General features: G+C 61.7%; 14 protein-coding genes and 1 pseudogene. 9 read left to right on the plus strand and 6 right to left on the minus strand.

The genetic code is table 11. The features are described 5' to 3' along the window. Window positions 1–5: 5 nt before the first annotated feature. The 6 genes from hypE to BN1132_RS19320 all read right to left on the minus strand — a co-directional run bounded on the left by hypE (window position 6) and on the right by BN1132_RS19320 (window position 8473). Entirely contained in the window at window positions 6–1010 is a 1005-nt protein-coding gene (gene hypE, locus BN1132_RS04235; protein ID WP_042075304.1) for a hydrogenase expression/formation protein HypE, read from the minus strand. After that, a complete protein-coding gene (gene hypD / locus BN1132_RS04240) occupies window positions 1007–2125 on the minus strand; it encodes a hydrogenase formation protein HypD (RefSeq protein ID WP_042075306.1) in 1119 nt (372 codons plus the stop codon). The genes hypE and hypD overlap by 4 nt, the downstream gene beginning before the upstream one ends. Next, window positions 2119–2370 carry a HypC/HybG/HupF family hydrogenase formation chaperone gene (locus BN1132_RS04245; protein WP_017784111.1) on the minus strand — a complete coding sequence of 84 codons (252 nt, stop codon included), beginning with the start codon at window positions 2368–2370 and terminating at the stop codon, window positions 2119–2121. Before BN1132_RS04245 ends, hypD begins: the two co-directional genes overlap by 7 nt. 5 nt (window positions 2371–2375) lie before the next feature. Beyond that, a complete protein-coding gene (gene hypF, locus BN1132_RS04250; protein WP_042075588.1) occupies window positions 2376–4781 on the minus strand; it encodes a carbamoyltransferase HypF in 2406 nt (801 codons plus the stop codon). A 437-nt stretch (window positions 4782–5218) separates the two neighbouring features. Further along, window positions 5219–7087 carry a low affinity potassium transporter Kup gene (gene kup, locus BN1132_RS04255; protein WP_042075307.1) on the minus strand — a complete coding sequence of 623 codons (1869 nt, stop codon included), beginning with the start codon at window positions 7085–7087 and terminating at the stop codon, window positions 5219–5221. A 531-nt stretch (window positions 7088–7618) separates the two neighbouring features. After that, window positions 7619–8473 carry a fructose 1,6-bisphosphatase gene (locus BN1132_RS19320; RefSeq protein WP_084202575.1) on the minus strand — a complete coding sequence of 285 codons (855 nt, stop codon included), beginning with the start codon at window positions 8471–8473 and terminating at the stop codon, window positions 7619–7621. 516 nt (window positions 8474–8989) lie between these two features. Between BN1132_RS19320 and BN1132_RS20230 the strand changes: the two are divergent. The 9 genes and pseudogenes from BN1132_RS20230 to BN1132_RS04300 form a co-directional block, all read left to right on the plus strand. Further along, a pseudogene (locus tag BN1132_RS20230) lies at window positions 8990–9085 on the plus strand (4Fe-4S binding protein); the annotation flags it as partial. 171 nt (window positions 9086–9256) lie between these two features. Continuing rightward, window positions 9257–9859 carry a recombination mediator RecR gene (gene recR / locus BN1132_RS04265; RefSeq protein WP_042075309.1) on the plus strand — a complete coding sequence of 201 codons (603 nt, stop codon included), beginning with the start codon at window positions 9257–9259 and terminating at the stop codon, window positions 9857–9859. Between the two features lie 328 nt (window positions 9860–10187). Further along, entirely contained in the window at window positions 10188–12101 is a 1914-nt protein-coding gene (gene htpG / locus BN1132_RS04270; RefSeq protein WP_042075311.1) for a molecular chaperone HtpG, read from the plus strand. Between the two features lie 284 nt (window positions 12102–12385). Beyond that, the gene (gene adk / locus BN1132_RS04275; RefSeq protein WP_005301834.1) at window positions 12386–13030 is read left to right on the plus strand and encodes an adenylate kinase; all 645 of its coding nucleotides are present in this window, start codon (window positions 12386–12388) and stop codon (window positions 13028–13030) included. Between the two features lie 114 nt (window positions 13031–13144). Then, the gene (hemH, locus tag BN1132_RS04280) at window positions 13145–14119 is read left to right on the plus strand and encodes a ferrochelatase (protein ID WP_042075312.1); all 975 of its coding nucleotides are present in this window, start codon (window positions 13145–13147) and stop codon (window positions 14117–14119) included. Window positions 14120–14186: 67 nt separating this feature from the next. Then, window positions 14187–14579, plus strand: a complete 393-nt coding sequence (locus BN1132_RS04285; RefSeq protein WP_042075313.1) for an MAPEG family protein — start codon at window positions 14187–14189, stop codon at window positions 14577–14579. Between the two features lie 176 nt (window positions 14580–14755). After that, a complete protein-coding gene (locus BN1132_RS04290) occupies window positions 14756–16060 on the plus strand; it encodes an inosine/guanosine kinase (protein WP_042075314.1) in 1305 nt (434 codons plus the stop codon). 162 nt (window positions 16061–16222) lie between these two features. Next, complete coding sequence (locus BN1132_RS04295; RefSeq protein ID WP_042075316.1) at window positions 16223–17851, plus strand: methyl-accepting chemotaxis protein; 1629 nt, start codon at window positions 16223–16225, stop codon at window positions 17849–17851. Between the two features lie 124 nt (window positions 17852–17975). Next, window positions 17976–18338 carry a DUF2750 domain-containing protein gene (locus BN1132_RS04300; protein ID WP_042075319.1) on the plus strand — a complete coding sequence of 121 codons (363 nt, stop codon included), beginning with the start codon at window positions 17976–17978 and terminating at the stop codon, window positions 18336–18338. The last annotated feature ends 49 nt before the right edge of the window (window positions 18339–18387 follow it).

Consider the following 18387-nt stretch of genomic DNA (forward strand, 5'->3'; position numbering starts at 1 on the left):
GCTGCTCAACAGATCCGCGGCAGCAGCTCCCCCTGCGGCAGCTCCAGATAACGGCGGCTGCCCCAGGGGTTGTTGAGGATCACCTTGTGGCGATCGCTCGCCTGCACCACGCCGATCTGGCTTGCCGAAGGGTTGAATTGCCGCAAGATGCCCAGCGCGTCCTGCACCTGTTCGGCAGGCAGAGCAAGCACCATGGTCCCCTCGTTGGCGAGATCATGGGGCTCGAAACCGTAGAGCTCGCACAGGCCGCGCACCGGATCGCACACCGGGATGGCGGACTCCTCCAGCTCGATGGCCACCTGGGAGGCGGTGCTCCACTCGTTGAGCACGGCGGCAAGGCCGCCACGGGTGGCATCGCGCAGGGCGTGCGGGGTAATACCAGCTTTTAGCAGCGCTTCTACCTGCGGCCAGAGGGTGGTGCAGTCGCTTTTCAGATCAGATCCCAGTTGCAGGGCGTCGCGGGCCATCAGGATGCAGGCGCCGTGGCTGCCGATATCCCGCGACACCAGAATGGCGTCACCGGCTTTGAGGCTCCGTACCGAGATGCCCCGGCTCTGTTCAGGCAGAGGGAAAGTGCCGACCCCGCTGGTGTTGATAAAGATCTTGTCGGCTGCCCCCTTGGGCACCACCTTGGTGTCGCCGCAGACGATGCGGGCACCGCTGTTGGCAAGCTCAGTGGCCATCGATTCGACGATGCGGGCGAGATCGGCGTAGGGGAAACCCTCCTCGATGATAAAGCTGCAGCTCAGATACTCGGGCTTGGCCCCCATCATGGCCAAATCGTTGACCGTGCCGGCGATGGCCAGCTTGCCGATATCGCCCCCCTCGAAGAACAGCGGCGAGACGGTAAAGCTGTCGGTGGTGAAGGCGACGGGGCCGTTTACCGGCAACAGGGCGGCATCTTCACCGCGCAGCAGGATCTCGTTACCGAAGTGGCGAAAGAAGAGCTGGTTGATCAGCTGGTTCATCTCCACGCCGCCGCCGCCGTGGCTAAGTTGGATTTCTCTCATTGTTCCTGGATCCCCATATATCGGTAGTAGGCATTGCAGGCCCCCTCGGAGCTGACCATGCAGCTGCCCATGGGCTGGGTCGGGGTGCAGCCCCGGCCAAAGACTTTGCACTGGTTGGGCTTGGCCAGGCCGCGCAGGATATCGGCGCACTGGCACGCCTTGTGGTCATCGATGGGGGTCTGACTGAGTTGAAAGTGGCGCTCCGCATCGCGCCTGGCGAAGGCGTCCCGCAGGCGCAGGGCGGAGGCGTTGATATCCCCCAGACCGCGCCAGCGAAAGTGCTCGCGGGTCTCGAAAAAGCGCTCGACCAGCCGCTGGGCGGCTTTATTGCCGCTGGCGGTGACGGCGCGGCTGTATTGCACCTCCAGCGCGTAGCGACCCTCCACCTTCTGGCGCACCATCATCAAGAGCGCCTCCATCACATCCACCGGCTCGAAACCGCTCACCACCACAGGCACCTGATAACGATCGACGATGGGCAGGTAGATATCGGCGCCGGTGATGACGCTGACGTGGGAGGGGCCGATAAAAGCGTTCACCTTGGCGACCCCGTCGGCCATCACCGCATGAATGGCGGGCGGCACCAGCACATGGTTGATATGAAACAGCAGATTCTCAATCCCCTCAGCTTCAGCCGCAGCCAACAAGGCGGCGGTCATCGGGGTGGAGGTCTCGAAACCGATGGCGAAGAAGACCACGATTTTCTCCGGATTCTCACGGGCGATACGCAGGGCATCGAGGGGGTCATAGACCGGGCGGATATCGCTCCCCTTGGCCCGCTGCTGGGCCAGCGTGCCCCTGGATCCCGGCACCCGGATCATGTCCCCCAGGGTGACCAGAATGACGTTCGGTTGGCAAGCCAGCTCGATGGCCTGATCGATGCGCTCTTTGGGCATGATGCAGACCGGGCAGCCGGGGCCGTGGACGAACTCGATGCTGGCCGGCAGCAGCTGGTGCAGGCCGTACTTCATGATGGTGTGGGTATGGCCGCCGCACACCTCCATCACCCGCAGCGGCTCGGGCAGATCTTTGGCAAGCTCGGTAATTTGCGCGGCGAGGGCGCGGATGACGTCGGGCTGGCGAAAGCCCTGAAAGAGATCATTGAGGGTCAGCATGGCAAAATATCCTGCTCTGGCATCAGGGCCACCATCTGGCGGAAGCTCTCGAGGCTGGCCTGCGCCTCCTCTTCGTCAATCTTGCTCATCACAAAGCCGATATGGAGCAGCACATAGTCGCCCACCTGGAGAGGCTCTTCGAGCAGCATGCAGCTGACGCGCCGCTGCACCCCCAGGGTGTCGACGGTGACGCAGTTATCTTCGGGGTGCAGTTGCACCACCTGAGAGGGGATGGATAGACACATGAATTTCAGGACTCCGACAAGGTGGCACAACCGGTTGTGACAGGCTGATGCGTGGCAATATGGTGGATGGCAAACCAGAGCTGACCGGCGGCGATGCCACCGTCATTGAGCGGCAGGGTTTCGCTGGTCAATACCTGCCGACCGGCCGCTTCGAGCGCGGGAACCAGCTGATCCATCAGCACCCGGTTTTGAAAGACGCCGCCCCCCAGCGCCACCGGATAGCCGGGGAAGCGTTCGGCAAGGGCAACCACCAGATTGCTGATGGCGCGGATAAAACCGGCGGCCAGGCTGGCGGTGGAGGTGCCTTGGCGCCGCTCGCTGACAAGGGTATTGATGAGCTCGGCCCACTCGATCTGCAGCGGCCCTTCCGCTGATTGGCTGAGATCAAAGGCAAGGGGTAAGGGCTGTTCATCAGGGGCCAGCTGCAAGGCGGCTGCCTCCAGCAATAGCCCCGCTTCGCCCTCGTAATCGGGGGTGTCGATCACTCCCAAGATCGCTGCCACCGCATCGAACAGTCGACCGATGGAACTGGAGTAAGGGGCGTTTCGACCCAGCTGCCAGAGCTGGTGCAGGTTGCTGATCCGCTTAAGGGGCAGTTGCTTGATCAACGGAATATCGAGGGCACTGATCTCCTCAGGGCTGTGCGATTCAAACAGCAGCCCCAGCAGCTGACGCACCGGCTCGCGAATGGCCGCTTCGCCGCCGATCAGCTTGAAGGGGGCAAGGTGGGCAACCCGCTCAAATCCCTGAACGTCTGCGATCAGCAGCTCGCCACCCCAGAGGGTGCCGTCATCGCCAAGGCCGGTGCCATCGAAGGCAACACCCAGCACCGGGCCCGTGATGTCGTGCTCGGCCATCACCCCCAGCAGGTGGGCGTGATGGTGCTGCACCTCGAGGTGGGTTGTACCCAGCTCCTGGCAATAGCTTTTGGCCCACTGGTGGCTGAGGTAGCCGGGGTGGCTGTCCGAGACCAGCAGCTGGGGCTTGAGATCGTAGAGATCGCGAAAGGTGGCCAGGGTCTGCTCGAAGTGCTCCTGCATCGGCAGGCTGTGCAGATCGCCGATATAGGGGCTGTAGATGCGCTGGCGGCCGAAGGCGAGCGCCAGCTGGTTCTTCTGCTGCGCCCCGACCGCCAGCAGCGGCGCCTTGACCGCCTCTTGCAGGCTGGGGGTGCAGGGGGCATAGCCCCGGGCCAACCGCAGGGTCTGGCGTCGCCCGCCTGCCCACTGCACCAGACTGTCGTCGCACGGGTGCAGGATGGGGCGGTTGTGATCCAGTATGCCGTCAATCTCGCCCCCGAGTTCCCTGACCACCGCCTCGCATTCGATGAGGATCGGGCTGCCGCGACCATTGGCGCTGGTGGCCACCAGCGGCATGGCGCAGGTATCCAGCAGCAGCTGATGGAGCGGGGTATAGGGGAGCATGACCCCAAGGTAGGGGATGCCGGGGGCTATCCCCTCGGCCAGCGGCGCTGCAGGTTGCTGCGATTCTGACGGCCGATCATCGTTTTTGCGTTTGCGCAGCAAGGTGATGGGTCTGGCCTGAGAGGCGAGCAGCGTCCACTCTGCCTCGCAGCCGGTGACATGCAATTTGGCCTCGGCAAGGGAGCCCATCATCACCGCCAGCGGCTTGCGCGCGCGCCGTTTGAGCGTTCGCAATCTGGCAACACTCTGTTCATTGCGGGCATCACATATCAGGTGATAACCCCCCATCCCCTTGACCGCAATCAGCGCCCCCGCTTGCAGGGCGCTTGCAGCGGCCTGCAGGGCATCCTCGCGCTCGGCCAAGGCCTCGCCACGGCCATTTCGCCAGCTGAGATGGGGCCCGCACTCGGGGCAGCTCACCGGCTGGGCATGGTAGCGTCTGTCCAGCGGGTTTTCATAGGCCGCCGCGCAGCGCGGGCACATGGCAAAGCCGGCCATGGCGGTGTGGGGGCGGTCGTAGGGGAGGCGGCGGATGATGGTGTAGCGCGGGCCGCAGTGGGTGCAGTTGGTAAAGGGGTAGTGGTGGTGGCGATCGTTGGGATTGGCCACGTCCGTGGCGCACGCCTCGCACATCCCCTGATCCGGCGAGATGGCGACCGTGGCGGCGCTCTGCTGCTGGCTGGCTTGAATTCGAAACTGGCCGTCGTAGTCGGGATCATAAGCGAGGGGCAGTTCCCGCTCGCTGAAGTGATCGATGCGGCTGAGCGGCGGTGCCAATTCGCGCAGTTCGCGGGCAAAGCTGGCCAGCTGCTCAGGGGAACCCTCGGCGCCGATAGTGACGCCGTTGGCATCGTTCAACACATAACCGGCAAGGCCGTGGCGCAGTGCCAGCCCATAGACGAAGGGGCGAAAGCCGACCCCCTGCACTATGCCGTCGATATGGAACTCGCGGCGCAGCCGGGACAGTGTCGGGGTCTTGGCCGTCATGGCGCCACCCTGAGGGGGGGTCAGGCCGGGCCAGAAGGCGATCATCTTGAGGGGTGTCATGTGATATCGAACTCCCATCTGCAGGCCTGCCGCCACGGCGCCGGCCATTGGGTACAACGGACAGGGGCAGGACAGGAATGCAATGCACAGGGTTGCAACGAGCTGCGTCTCGATAGCGGGGGCGTAGCCTGGGCAGGGGAGGGAGGCGGGCCTCTCATCCTGCTGCGGGGGCCAAGTTTACCGGGGCACTTGTCGCCATTACCTTGATCTCGCACCGGTTTGAGTGCCAGACGCGGCGCTTCTTTGCGATCCTGTGAGGGGCGCCACGTCTCCTGGCGGCTCGAGATCCCGGTCGGAAGAGAGAGGCGCTCAGCAATGAAAGAGGGAGGCGGTTGCCTCCCTCTTGCGTGCCATGACCTTGGGCCCAGCGCCCGCCATCAGATATCCACCTGGGATCCCAGCTCGATCACCCGGTTGGGCGGGATCTCGAACTGATCGGGCGCCCGCAGGGCGTTGCGCTGCAGCAGCATAAAGAGCTTGCCGCGCAGATAGAGGTACCAGGGGCGCTCCTTCATGATGAGGGACTCGTGGGCCATGAAGAAGGAGGTCTCCATCATACGGCAGCTTAAGCCCTCAAGGTTGCAGCGGTGGAATATCTCCTCGACGTTCGGGGTCTCGCGCCAGCCATAGCTCGCCACCACCCGCCAGAAGGTGGGTGAGAGCTGCTCGATGCAGACCCGGCGTACGTTGTGGACATAGGGCACATCCTCCACCTTCAGGGTGAGCAGGATGACGCGCTCGTGCAGCACCTTGTTGTGCTTGAGGTTGTGCAGGAGCGCATGGGGGATGACGTTGACCACCCGCGACAGATAGACGGCGGTGCCCGCCACCCGGGTCGGCGGGGATTTTTCCAGGGAGGCGATCATGGGCTCCAGGGAGTTGCCGTGCTCGTTCAGGCGGCGGATAAGCTGGAAGCGCTCGCTCTTCCAGCTGGTCATCAGGGTGAACATGACGGCCCCCAGGGTGAGCGGCAGCCAGCCGCCGGAGAAGACCTTGGCGAGGTTGGCGGCAAAGAGCGGCACGTCGATGGCGAGCAGCAGGGCGAAGAGGGTGACCACCAGCGGCTTGCGCCAGTGCCAGCTGTGGCGGGCCACCGAGCAGGAGAGGATGGAGGTGAGCACCATGGTGCCGGTGACGGCGATGCCATAGGCCGCCGCCAGGTTGCTGGAGTGCTCGAAGCTCATGATGACGATCACCACAGAGAGATAGAGCAGCCAGTTGATGACCGGAATATAGATCTGGCCGGACTCCTGCTCCGAGGTGTGCACGATGCGGATGGGGGAGAGATAGCCGAGCCGCACCGCCTGCCGGGTGAGGGAAAAGACCCCGGAGATCACCGCCTGGGAGGCGATCACCGTCGCGAGTGTCGCCAGCAGCAGCAGGGGCAGCAGGGCCCATTTCGGCGCGAGCAGGAAGAAGGGGTTGGCGATGGCCTCGGGATTGCCGAGCAGCAGGGCCCCCTGGCCGAAGTAGTTGAGCACCAGGGACGGCAGCACCACCATGAACCAGGCGCGGCGAATGGGGCTCTTGCCAAAGTGCCCCATGTCCGCATAGAGCGCCTCCACCCCCGTGATGGCCAGCACCACGGCGCCCAGGGCAAAGAAGGAGGCGCTCTGGTAGGCCATGAAGAAGCGCAGCGCCCAGACCGGGTTGAGCGCCCCCAGCACCTCGGGGTGCTGGAGGATGCTGCGAAGCCCAAGCACCGCCAGGGTCAGGAACCAGATCAGCATGATGGGGGCAAACAGCTTGCCCACGGCGGCGGTGCCGTGTTTCTGGATGGCGAACAGCAGGGTCAGCACCAGCACCGAGAGCGGCACTATATAGGGATCCAGGGAGGGGGCCGCTATCTTCAAGCCCTCGATGGCCGACATCACCGACATGGCCGGGGTGATCACCACCTCGCCATAGAAGAAGCTGCCGCCGACGAGCCCCAGGATGATCAGCACCGGTGTCCACTTGGCCGGGGTATTGCGGGTCGCGAGCGACATCAGGGTGAGTATGCCCCCTTCGCCGGCGTTGTCCGCCCGCATCACGAAGGAGAGATACTTGACCGAGACCACCAGGATCAGCAGCCAGAAGATAAGCGAAAGAAAGCCCAGGATGGAGGCGGGCTCCACCCCGAAACCGAACTGGCCGGAGAGGCACTCGCGCAGGGTATAGAGCGGGCTGGTGCCGATGTCGCCATAGACCACGCCGATCGCCGCCAGCATGACGCCGGACAGGGCGGGTTTGTTAGTACAGTTCATAAAGTTGTCTGTCAGTGTGAGGATGACAAAGCTGTCACCACAGGGACCCGAACACGCGAGGATCTCGGCGCACCGTTCAGGGGATTTCCGGGGTAATGGTGGGGTAGGGGGTCAACTGGATATAAATAGGGGGCTAATCATGGAACACTGTCTGTTTATCTGCCATTCGGTGAATAATGACACAGAGTGAGCGGGTTTATGCTCAGATATAAATAATCAAAAAGGGGTGGGTAACGAAATTATTAATTGGCCGCTGATTGAAATACCCCGACCAGACCTTGGCAAGTGATTGTTTTAGCTAGCTATCCATTTTTGCCAGCGTATTACATCAAGCTGGATGAAAAATAAACGATAAAATGCTGACTAATAAAGAGAGGCTTTAGCAGTAAAAGAGAGGGGGGAAGGCTGCGATGGAGTCTTTATTTATCAAGAGATAGGAAGTAGGGTGCAATGAACGAAGTGAATTGCACCGTTAATTAAAATGCAAGAGGGCAATGCACTGCGCTTATTGCATCCTGCAGTGTTTTTTCATTACGATTGTGCTCCAATCCCAATGATGTGTAATAGATGAATTTCCTCACCACCAAATGGGCTTATGGCTAGCTCAACTAAACAATTTAGTATCACAACAGGCTTTAGCATTGAGTAAATATAATCAACGTTATCTTGGTTTCCCAATATCGAGAAGCTATATTCACCAACAGGAATCTCTTGGCCCGCCACGCTGACATTTAGTTTTCCTGCATTTTTGTATTTATTAAAGTCAAAAACTTCACAATGTAACTCAATAGTATCTTTTTGTATTTTTGTTGGAACATCAAAAGCACCACTATCTTCTGCTCCAAGAAAAATATCTTTCACTTCATTTTTAATCGGACCAGCAGAGATCTCATTTAACTTATTTTTTCCCAGTAATGTTGCAAGTTCTTGGTAGTTTGGAAGAGCCATCTTCCCAATTTGAATTACAGTGCCATGATAGTGATGAACCTCATCCCCTATATGTACTTTGGCATCCCCATTGTTGCTGAATTCGTAGACTGGTTGTTTCCCATTTTGTACCGCAGTGCAGACAGTTCTCAGGAAATTAAAGGTATCCTTTGTTGCATCCCATATATTTTGAGGTCCATATACAGAAACAAAAGGCAATCCTAATTGGACACCTTGTAGTGCAATATCAAAGTAGGTGAGAAGTGAACCATGCTTAATTTCTGTTGTACGGATGAAGAATTTATCTCGCTCTTTTTGGGTGAGACGTTTATTCCCGCTTACACCTAGATATGACTTATCGACAATTTTTTGAAACTGATCTAATGCTGCAATCGCGATATGTAATGGAACGCCGTCCTTTAATTTTTCACCATCAATTTTAAATTGCATTTCGTTCATTTTTATTCTCTAGGCTTAATTCATACATTCGCACGCTTATACGTACATGCTAACTCTGAAAGTTAATCATAATTTTTATCGGCAAGGTCATGATCAGTTTCTGGTTGCCAAGTGAGCCATAATAACCAGGCAGGTGAAAAACTAAAGAGGCATGAGCTGAAAACCAGCTCTGGCTCAAAAAATCAGCCAATATGCGGCGCATTATCGTTTGGTTTTGTCTGACTTGATGCTGGTGGGTTCGATATGAAAACTAAATAATAAGATGCTCCAGGAGTTTTTCTGATGGTGCCAATGATTCCCCCGATCAGGGGGCCAGCCCCTTCGTCACGCTCGTCAGCTACGGCAAATACCGCCTTTACCATCCAGATTACCCATTTATTTTCATAGACTTGTGATTTTATGACGGGCCATCTGCCCGTGTTGGTCTGATAAATGCCTTGTGGGGGCAGACCGCGTTGTCGCCTGCCAGGTGGGTGAGGGCGGTCGGGTGTAACGAACCATTTAGGATCCCTCTCTATAAACAGCTTCGTGATTGCAGATCCCAGTCTCTGTATTGGGTGTCGTACCTGTGAGGTGGCCTGCGCCGTTTCACGCCGGACCGGGCGTTGTGCCCAGAGTGGAGGCTGCCTTGAGTAGCCACTCGGTGGGGCACCGATCATTGGCGCTCGGGGCCGGCTCGGGTATAGTCCTGCGCCAACAAGATAGGTTCGGATGGAGGAGTCGGCGCCGCGTCAGGCAAGCGGGCCGAATCACTCCTTCGGCGCGGCTTTAAAGGATATCCCCATGAAATTCAGTCCCCTGCTCGATGAGATGATGAAGGCGCTGCAGGTCTTGCCGGGCGTGGGCCCGAAATCGGCCCAGCGCATGGCGTTCACCCTGCTCGAGCGCGAGCGCAGCGGCGGCCTGCGTCTCGCCTCCCTGCTCAATCGGGCGCTGACCGAGATCGGTCACTGCAGCCACTGCCGCACCTTTACCGAGAACGATCGCTGCGAGATCTGCGCGAACCCCAAGCGCGAGGAGAACGGCCTGCTGTGCGTGGTGGAGAGCCCGGCGGACGTGGCCGCCATCGAGCAGACCGGCCAGTTCTCAGGCCGCTACTTCGTGCTGATGGGGCACCTGTCGCCGCTCGACGGCATAGGCCCGGAGGAGCTGGGGCTGGAGATCCTGGAGCGGCGCCTCAAGGATGAGCACATCAAGGAGCTGATCCTCGCCACCAACCCCACCATAGAAGGGGATGCCACCGCCTGGTATATCGCCGACATGGCCCGTGCCGCCGGGGTCGAGGTGAGCCGCATCGCCCACGGGGTGCCGGTGGGCGGGGAGCTGGAGCTGGTGGATGGCACCACGCTGTCGCACTCCCTGATGGGGCGCCAGCGTCTGAGCTGAAGACGCCACGAACCCCACCCCGGCTCTCCCTTTGGCAGGGGAGGGTGCAATGGATCTCACCCCACTCCTCCCCTTGGCAGGGGAGAGCAAGGCTGACCCCGCTATTGGCTCCACTCTCGATCCCAATCTGACCCTCCTCGCCAGATAGGGAACGACAGTGCACCTCCCCCTTATGAAGGGGGAGGCCGGGAGGGGGTTGCATGTGGGCCAAACAAGGGGCCGGTGTGCAAATTTGCTCTCAAGTTTGCACGCAAGCCCCTTGATATTTGAAAGGCCAACCCCATCTAGCTTGGGAATCTGTTCAACCCGACGTTTTGAGGATTGGTCGATGACCCAAAGTGTTCACGCCGAAACCCACGGCTTTCAGACTGAAGTCAAACAATTGCTGAGCCTGATGGCTCACAGCCTCTACTCCAACAAAGAAGTATTCCTGCGCGAGCTGATCTCCAACGCCTCCGATGCGGCGGACAAGCTGCGCTTCAAGGCGCTTTCCGATGCCTCTTTGTTCGAAAACGACGGCCAGCTGCGCGTGCGACTGGTGGTGGACAAAGAGAACAAGACGTTGACCATTTCGGACAACGGCATCGGCATGACCCGTGACCAGGTGATCGAGCACCTGGGCACCATAGCGAAATCCGGCACCGCCGAATTCTTCAAGCACCTCTCCGGTGATCAGGGCAAGGACTCCCAGCTGATCGGTCAGTTCGGGGTGGGCTTCTACTCCGCCTTCATCGTGGCTGACAAGGTGACCGTGGTGTCCCGCGCCGCCGGCAGCGAGCCGGGTCAGGGCGTGCAGTGGGAATCCGAGGGGGAAGGCTCCTTCACCGTGGCCGACGTGACCAAAGAAGGCCGCGGCACCGACGTCATCCTGCACCTGCGCGCCGAGGAGGAGGAGTTCCTGGACGACTGGCGCCTGCGCTCCGTGGTCGCCAAGTATTCCGACCACATCAGCGTGCCGGTGGAGATGTATAAAGAGGGCACCCCGGATAGGGAAGAGGACGGTGAAACCATCGTTGGTACCCCGGGGGAGTGGGAGCAGGTCAACCGCGCCACCGCGCTCTGGACCCGCAACCCGAAGGACATCAAGGACGAGGAGTACCAGGAGTTCTACAAGCACGTCGCCCACGACTTCGAGGATCCGCTGCTGTGGGGTCACAACCGGGTGGAAGGGGCCCAGGAGTACACCAGCCTGCTCTACATCCCGGCCCGCGCGCCGTTCGATCTCTACAACCGCGAGCAGAAGCACGGCCTCAAGCTCTACGTGCAGCGCGTCTTCATCATGGACGACGCCGAGCAGTTCATGCCGACCTACCTGCGCTTCGTGAAAGGGGTGCTGGACTCCAACGATCTGCCGCTCAACGTCAGCCGCGAGATCCTGCAGGACAACAAGGTGACCGCTTCCCTGCGCAAGGCCTGCTCCAAGCGCGTGCTCACCATGCTGGCCAAGCTGGCCAAGGATGATGCCGAGAAGTACGCCAAGTTCTGGAGCGAGTTCGGCAATGTGCTCAAAGAAGGCCCGGCCGAGGATTACGCGAACCGCGAAGAGATTGCCAAACTGCTGCGCTTCGCCAGCACCGCCGGCGAGGGCGAAGCCCAGACCGTCTCTCTCGAGGATTACGTTGGCCGCATGAAGGAAGGCCAGCAGAAGATCTACTACATCACCGCCGACTCCTATGCCGCGGCCAAGAACAGCCCGCACCTCGAGATCTTCCGCAAGAAGGGCGTCGAAGTGCTGCTGATGTGGGAGCGCGTCGACGAGTGGCTGATGAGCCACCTCACCGAGTTCGACGGCAAGCAGCTGGTCTCCGTCACCCGTGGCGAGCTGGACCTCGGCGATCTGGAAGACGAGGCCGCCAAACAGGCGCAGGAGGAGGCTGAAAAAGCCAACGCCGGCCTGGTGGAGCGGGTCAAGAAGAGCCTCGGGGATGCGGTGAAAGAGGTGCGCGTCACCCACCGCCTGACCGACTCTCCGTCCTGCATCGTCACCGACGCCTACGGCATGAGCACCCAGATGATCAAGCTGATGCGCGCCGCCGGCCAGCCGGTGCCGGAGCAGAAGTACATCCTGGAGCTCAACCCCGACCACGCTCTGGTGAAGAAGCTCGGCACCATCGAAGACGACAGCCTGTTTGGCGAGTGGGTCGCCCTCCTGCATGAACAGGCCCAGCTGGCGGAGCAGGGCGGGCTGAACGACCCGGCGAGCTTCGTCTCCCGCATCAACCGTCTGCTGCTGCAGGCGTGATCCCCTGACCCAAGGCCCACTGCATGCAGTGGGCTTTTTTTTGTGGCCGACGCCGCCCCTGTGTGCGGGAGGAGGCGGCCCAGGGATCGCTATTGCCCGCTTCGGGTGAGTGCTGCATTTTCAATCATTTTTCGGTGTTGTCGTCTGCGTCTTTGGTCGCAGAGACGGGGCGGGATGGTGGTGATAATCTGGCCACTCACACGGGGCGAGCTTGTTAATACGGGCGAAAACGTGTAGTTTTTTGCCTTCTCAAGAATTGAATAACCAATCAACTAGGAGCGTGTATGCGCATTGTTCTGTTGGGAGCTCCGGGCGCCGGCAAGGGTACCCAGGCTCAGTTCATCATGGAAAAACACGGTATTCCGCAGATCTCCACCGGCGACATGCTGCGTGCGGCGATCAAGGCGGGCACCGAGCTGGGCCTCAAGGCCAAGGCCGTGATGGACGCAGGTCAGCTCGTCTCCGACGACATCATCATCGGCCTGGTCAAAGAACGCATCGCGCAACCGGATTGCGCCAACGGCTTCCTGCTGGACGGCTTCCCCCGCACCATTCCCCAGGCGCAAGCCATGAAGGATGCCGGCGTGGCGGTGGACTTCGTGCTGGAGTTCGACGTGCCTGACGAAGAGATCGTCAAGCGCATGAGCGGCCGCCGCGTGCACTCCGGCTCCGGCCGAACCTACCACGTGGTGTTCAACCCGCCGAAGGTGGAAGGCAAGGATGACGTGACCGGCGAGGATCTGGTGATCCGTGCCGACGACGAAGAGACCACGGTGCGCAAGCGTCTGGATGTCTACCATCAGCAGACCGCACCGCTCATCGGCTTCTACGGCAAGGAAGCGGAAGCGGGCAACACCCGTTACGTCAAGATCGACGGCACCCAGCCGGTGGAGCTGGTCAGCAAGCAGCTGGCGACCATCCTGGGCTAAGCCCGCCATTGCCATAGCCCCCAAGGGGCCAGCGGCAATGCGCCATTGAGACAAGGGCCCGGCATGGGCCCTTTCTTGCATTCAGACATCGCAACAGAAAGACAGGGAGCAAACGTGACCACGAAAACCGGGATCTTGCTGGTCAATCTGGGTACCCCAGCCGCGCCCACCACGGCCGCCGTCAAGGCGTTTCTCAGCCAGTTTCTGCACGATCAGCGGGTCGTCGACCTGCCGCGCTACCTCTGGTGCCCCCTGCTCCACTTCATCATATTGCCGACGCGCTCCCCCAAGGTGGCCAGACTCTATCGGCAGGTGTGGACAGAGCAGGGCTCGCCCCTGATGGTGATAAGCCAGCAGCAGCGCGCGGCCCTGGAGCAGGAGCTCAAGCGGGAAGGGGTCGAGGTGCCGGTGGCGCTGGCCATGACCTATGGCTCCCCCTCCCTGGACGAGGGCTGGCAGGCCCTCAAGGCCCAGGGGGTCAACCGGGTGATCCTGTTGCCGCTCTATCCCCAGTATTCGGTCAGTACCACAGCCTCAGTGTTCGATGCCTGGGCCAGGGCGATGAAGCAGGAGCGCAACCTGCCGGTGGTGCGGCTCATCCGCGATTACCACGCCCACCCGGAGTACATCCAGGCCCTGGCCATGAGCGTGCGTCGCCACTGGGAGCAGCACGGCCAGGGGGAGCATCTGCTGATGTCCTTCCACGGCATTCCCGAACGCTACGAGCGGGAAGGGGATCCCTATGGTCATCAGTGCAGGCGCACCGCCGCCCTGCTGGCGGAGGCTCTGGGGCTGGCCCCGGAGCAGTGGACCGCGAGCTTCCAGTCCCGCTTCGGCAAGGAGGAGTGGCTCAAGCCCTACACGGACCTGACGGTGGCGGGATTGCCCGCCCGCGGCGTCAAGCGGCTCGATGTGATCTGCCCGGCCTTCTCGGCGGATTGCCTCGAGACCCTGGAGGAGATCCAGGTGCAGAACCGGGAGATCTTCATGGACGCCGGTGGCGAGCAGTTTGAATACATCCCGGCCCTCAATAGCGATCAGGCCCACATCCGCATGATGGTGTCGCTGATCTGCCGCGAGCTGGCGTGATGATTGTCTGCATCCGGCCGCGTTCAGGACGGCGGATGCCCGGGTTTCACGATAAAGGAGTGTCTTGATGATGCATATCACGCTGATCTACGCCGGCCTGCTCGGGCTCTTGTTCCTGCTGCTCTCGTTCTGGGTGGTCAAGCGCCGCGCCCAGTTCAGGGTGATGATAGGGGAAGGGGAGGCACCCGAGATGCTCGCCGCCATCCGCGCCCACGGCAACTTCGCCGAGTACGTGCCCCTCACCCTGCTGCTGATGGCCCTGTGCGAGCTGGCGGGCGTCGGGGTCTTCTGGCTGCACCTCGGCGGTGTCTTGCTGCTGGTGGGGCGCATCCTGCACGCCATCGGCATCCAGATCCCCAGGGCCCCCAACAAGCCGCGCCTCTTCGGCACCCTCTTCTTCTGGCTGTCGCTGGGGATCTTCTCGGTGCTGGCCCTGGTACAGGGACTCTCGCAAAGCTGAATGTCACCCCGCAAAACCACCCCGTCACGGGGTGGTTTTTTTGAGGGCGAAAGATCAAACGTTTGCCCCGCAACCCCTTGTCTATACTGACCTCAAAATTCAATCGTGCGACTTTTCGGCGTGGTGGATTGTGTTAAAATCCCGCCCCTCTTTTCCCCAGAGCACAGAACATCGCCATGAAATTTCCCGGTCAGCGCAAGTCCAAACACTACTTCCCGGTCGACAGACGGGATCCCCTGATCCCGCAGAGCTCCCAGCTCACCGAACTGGGCAAGGCCTATGTGGTGGGCATCGATCAGACTCTGGTGGACATCGAAGCCCATGTGGACGAGGACTTCCTGAACCGGTACGGCCTGAGCAAGGGTCACTCCATGCTCATCTCCGACGAGGTGGCCGAACAGGTCTACAACGAGCTCAAGGCCAACAACATGGTGGTGAGCGAGTTTGCCGGCGGCACCATAGGCAACACCATGCACAACTACTCCGTGCTGGCGGATTCCCACTCCATCCTGCTCGGGGTCATGAGCCAGGACATCCGCATCGGCAGCTACGCCTACCGCTATCTGTGCAACACCTCGTCCCGGGTCAACCTGGACTACCTGCAGCCGGTGGACGGCCCGGTCGGTCGCTGCTTCACCTTCATCACCGAAGGGGGGGAGCGCAGCTTTGGCATCAACGCCGGCAAGATGGACCACCTGGACGTGGACCACATCCCCGAGTCCATCATCAAGGAGGCCTCGGCCCTGGTGATCACCGCCTACCTGGTGCGCGGCGCCGACGGCACCCCCATGAAGGAGGCCGCCATGGCCGCCGTGCGCTATGCCCGCGAGGCCGGCGTGCCCGTGGTGCTGACCCTGGGCACCCGCTTCGTCATCGACGAGAATCCCCAGTGGTGGCGCGACTTCATCAGCGAGAACGTGACCGTGCTCGCCATGAACGAGGACGAGGCGGAGGCCCTGACCGGGATCAAGGATCCGCTCGGCGCGGCCGACAAGGCGCTGGACTGGGCGGACATGGTGCTCTGCACCGCCGGCCCCATCGGCCTCTACATGGCGAGCTACACCGACGAGGACTACAAGCGCGAGACCACCCACACCCTGCTGCCCGGCGTCATCCCCGAGTTCAACATGTACGAGTTCAGCCGCCCCATGGCCCGGGACAAGTGCCGCAAGCCGGCGCGGATCTACTCCCATATCTCCCCCTACATGGGCGGCCCGGAGAAGATCAAGAACACCAACGGCGCCGGTGACGGGGCGCTCTCCGCGGTGCTGCACGACATGGTGGCCAACGCCTACCACCGCATGAACGTGCCGAACTCCGCCAAGCACCTCTCCGAGTTCCTCACCTACTCCTCTCTGGCTCAGGTGTGCAAGTACGCCAACCGGGTCAGCTACGAGGTGCTGGCCCAGAGCAGCCCGCGCCTCTCCCGGGGCCTGCCCGAGAAGGAAGACAGCCTGGAAGAGGTGTACTGGGAGCGCTGATGGCGTCGGCCGGTCATGAAGCCAAGAGGGTGCCATCAGGCACCCTTTCTTATTTTTGGGCTGGATCATGTTTTTGGCATCGCTTTTGCCTGCATCGTGGACAGTCCGCGCCCCGGCGACATACCTTGTGTTAACGACATGTAGCGGATGCGGGGTGAGGGTATGTTGAGACAATGGAGTATCGGGCGGCGCCTGTCGCTGGTGACCCTGATGGTGCTGGCGCTGCTGGGACTGCTGCTGTTCTTCTCCCTGCAGGCCTATCACCAGGGGCTGATGGGGGAGAAGAGCCGCCAGACCCGGGCCCAGGTCGAGACCGCCTACAGCCTGGTGGCGGGACTGGAGGCCAGAGTGCGCAAGGGGGAGCTGGACGAGGCGAGCGCCAAGGCCGAGGCGCTGGCGCTGCTCAGGGGGCTGCGCTATGGCGAGGAGGACTACTTCTGGATCAACGACAGCCACCCCACCATGGTGATGCACCCCATGAAGCCCGAGCTGGACGGCAAGGATCTCTCCGGGGTGGAGGACAAGCAGGGGCTCAGGCTGTTCGTCGCCTTCGCCGATCTGGCGAGGGCGCAGGGGGCGGGGGAGGTCGCCTACTACTGGCCCAAGCCCGGGGTGGACGAGCCGGTGCGCAAGATCTCCTACATCAAGCGCTTCGCCCCCTGGGACTGGATCATCGGCACCGGCGTCTATGTGGACGACGTCGAGGCCCAGTACCAGGAGGTGCTGCGCACCCTGCTCGGCATAGGGCTGGTGCTGGCCGTTCTGCTGTTTGCCGTGGTCGGCCTCATCGTGCGCAGCATCGTCGTGCCGCTCTCCCAGTCGGTCTCGGCCCTTGGCAACATCGCCAGGGGGGAGGGGGACCTGAGGTTTCGTCTGCCTGAGTCGGGGCGGGACGAGCTGAGCCAGCTCAGCGTCAACTTCAACCTCTTCGCCGGCCAGATGGCGCAACTGGTGGCACGCAGCCAGCAGATCGCGAGCCAGAACCGGGAGCAGGCCCATCAACTGGAGCGGATCGTCGATCGCACCGGCGCCATCGTCACCGGCCAGGAGCAGGATACCCTGAGGGTGGCCAGCGCCATGGAACAGATGACGGTGAGCAGTCGCGAGGTGGGCCAGCACGCGGCCCAGGCCGCCGAGGCGGCGGACTCCGCGCTCAATCTGGCCCAGCATGGCCGCCAGGTGGTGGCCCAGACCCGGGAGACCATCCGCCAGCTGGCGGACGAGATGGTGGAGACGGTGCAGGCGGTGAGCCGGCTGGAGCAGGAGACCCAGCAGATTGGCTCCGTGCTCGACGTGATCCGCGGGGTGGCGGAGCAGACCAACCTGCTGGCCCTCAACGCCGCCATCGAGGCCGCCCGGGCCGGCGAACAGGGGCGCGGCTTTGCCGTGGTCGCCGACGAGGTGCGCACCCTGGCGACCCGCACCCACAGCTCCACCGACGAGATCCGGCAGATGATACAGCGGCTGCAGGAGGGGGCGGGCAAGGTGGTCGGCGGGATCACCCAGTTGCAGCAGCTCTCCCGCTCGACCGCCGACCGGGCCGGTGATGCGGACGCCGCCATCCATGCCATCGATGGATCCGTGCACACCATCACCGCCATGAATGGACAGATCGCCACGGCGGCGGCCGAGCAGAGCCGGGCGGCGGAGGAGATCAACCAGCGGCTGGTGGCCATCACCCAGCTGGCGGCGGATGCCCTGGCCCAGAACCGCCTGACCGAGCAGGCGTCCGGGCAACTGGCGCTCGCCTGCGACGAATTGAGCGCCCTGGTGGCGCAATATCGCATCTGACGGCGTTTATCCCTGTCTTTTTGGGGATAAGGCTTGAGTCTGGGGGGCTTTTGGGACACCATCAGCCCCATTCTCGGCCAGCCCTGGCCGACTGCCTGCCATTGCTTTGCAAGAGAGAGACCCCATGAGCAAACTAACTGACAATCTTGACGCCAATTTCCAGCTGTTCATCGAAGAAGTCCGCGAGTCGGGTCAGGTGTGGGGTCTGCGCTACGGTGAAGACTGGGTGGTGTGCCGCTCCGCCGAGTTCGAGGACGCCGACGTCATGCCGCTCTGGTCCGCGGAGGCCGATGCCCGTCTGCACTGCGTGGACGAGTGGGCGGATTACGAGCCCGAGGTGATCGAGCTGGAAGAGTTTCTCGACATCTGGATCAACGATCTGGACGAGGACGACGTGCTGGTCGGCCCGAACTGGAACGCCGATCTGGAAGGCCAGGAGCTCGAGCCCATCGAGCTGGCCAAGGCGCTGGTCGAGCTGGACGCCTGAGTCCGCCCCGGCGACAGCCCTGTCCATCCCCAGAAACCGGTTCCCGCGA

The organism is Aeromonas sanarellii, assembly GCF_000820085.1.
In the GTDB taxonomy this organism is placed as follows: Bacteria; Pseudomonadota; Gammaproteobacteria; order Enterobacterales; family Aeromonadaceae; genus Aeromonas; species Aeromonas sanarellii.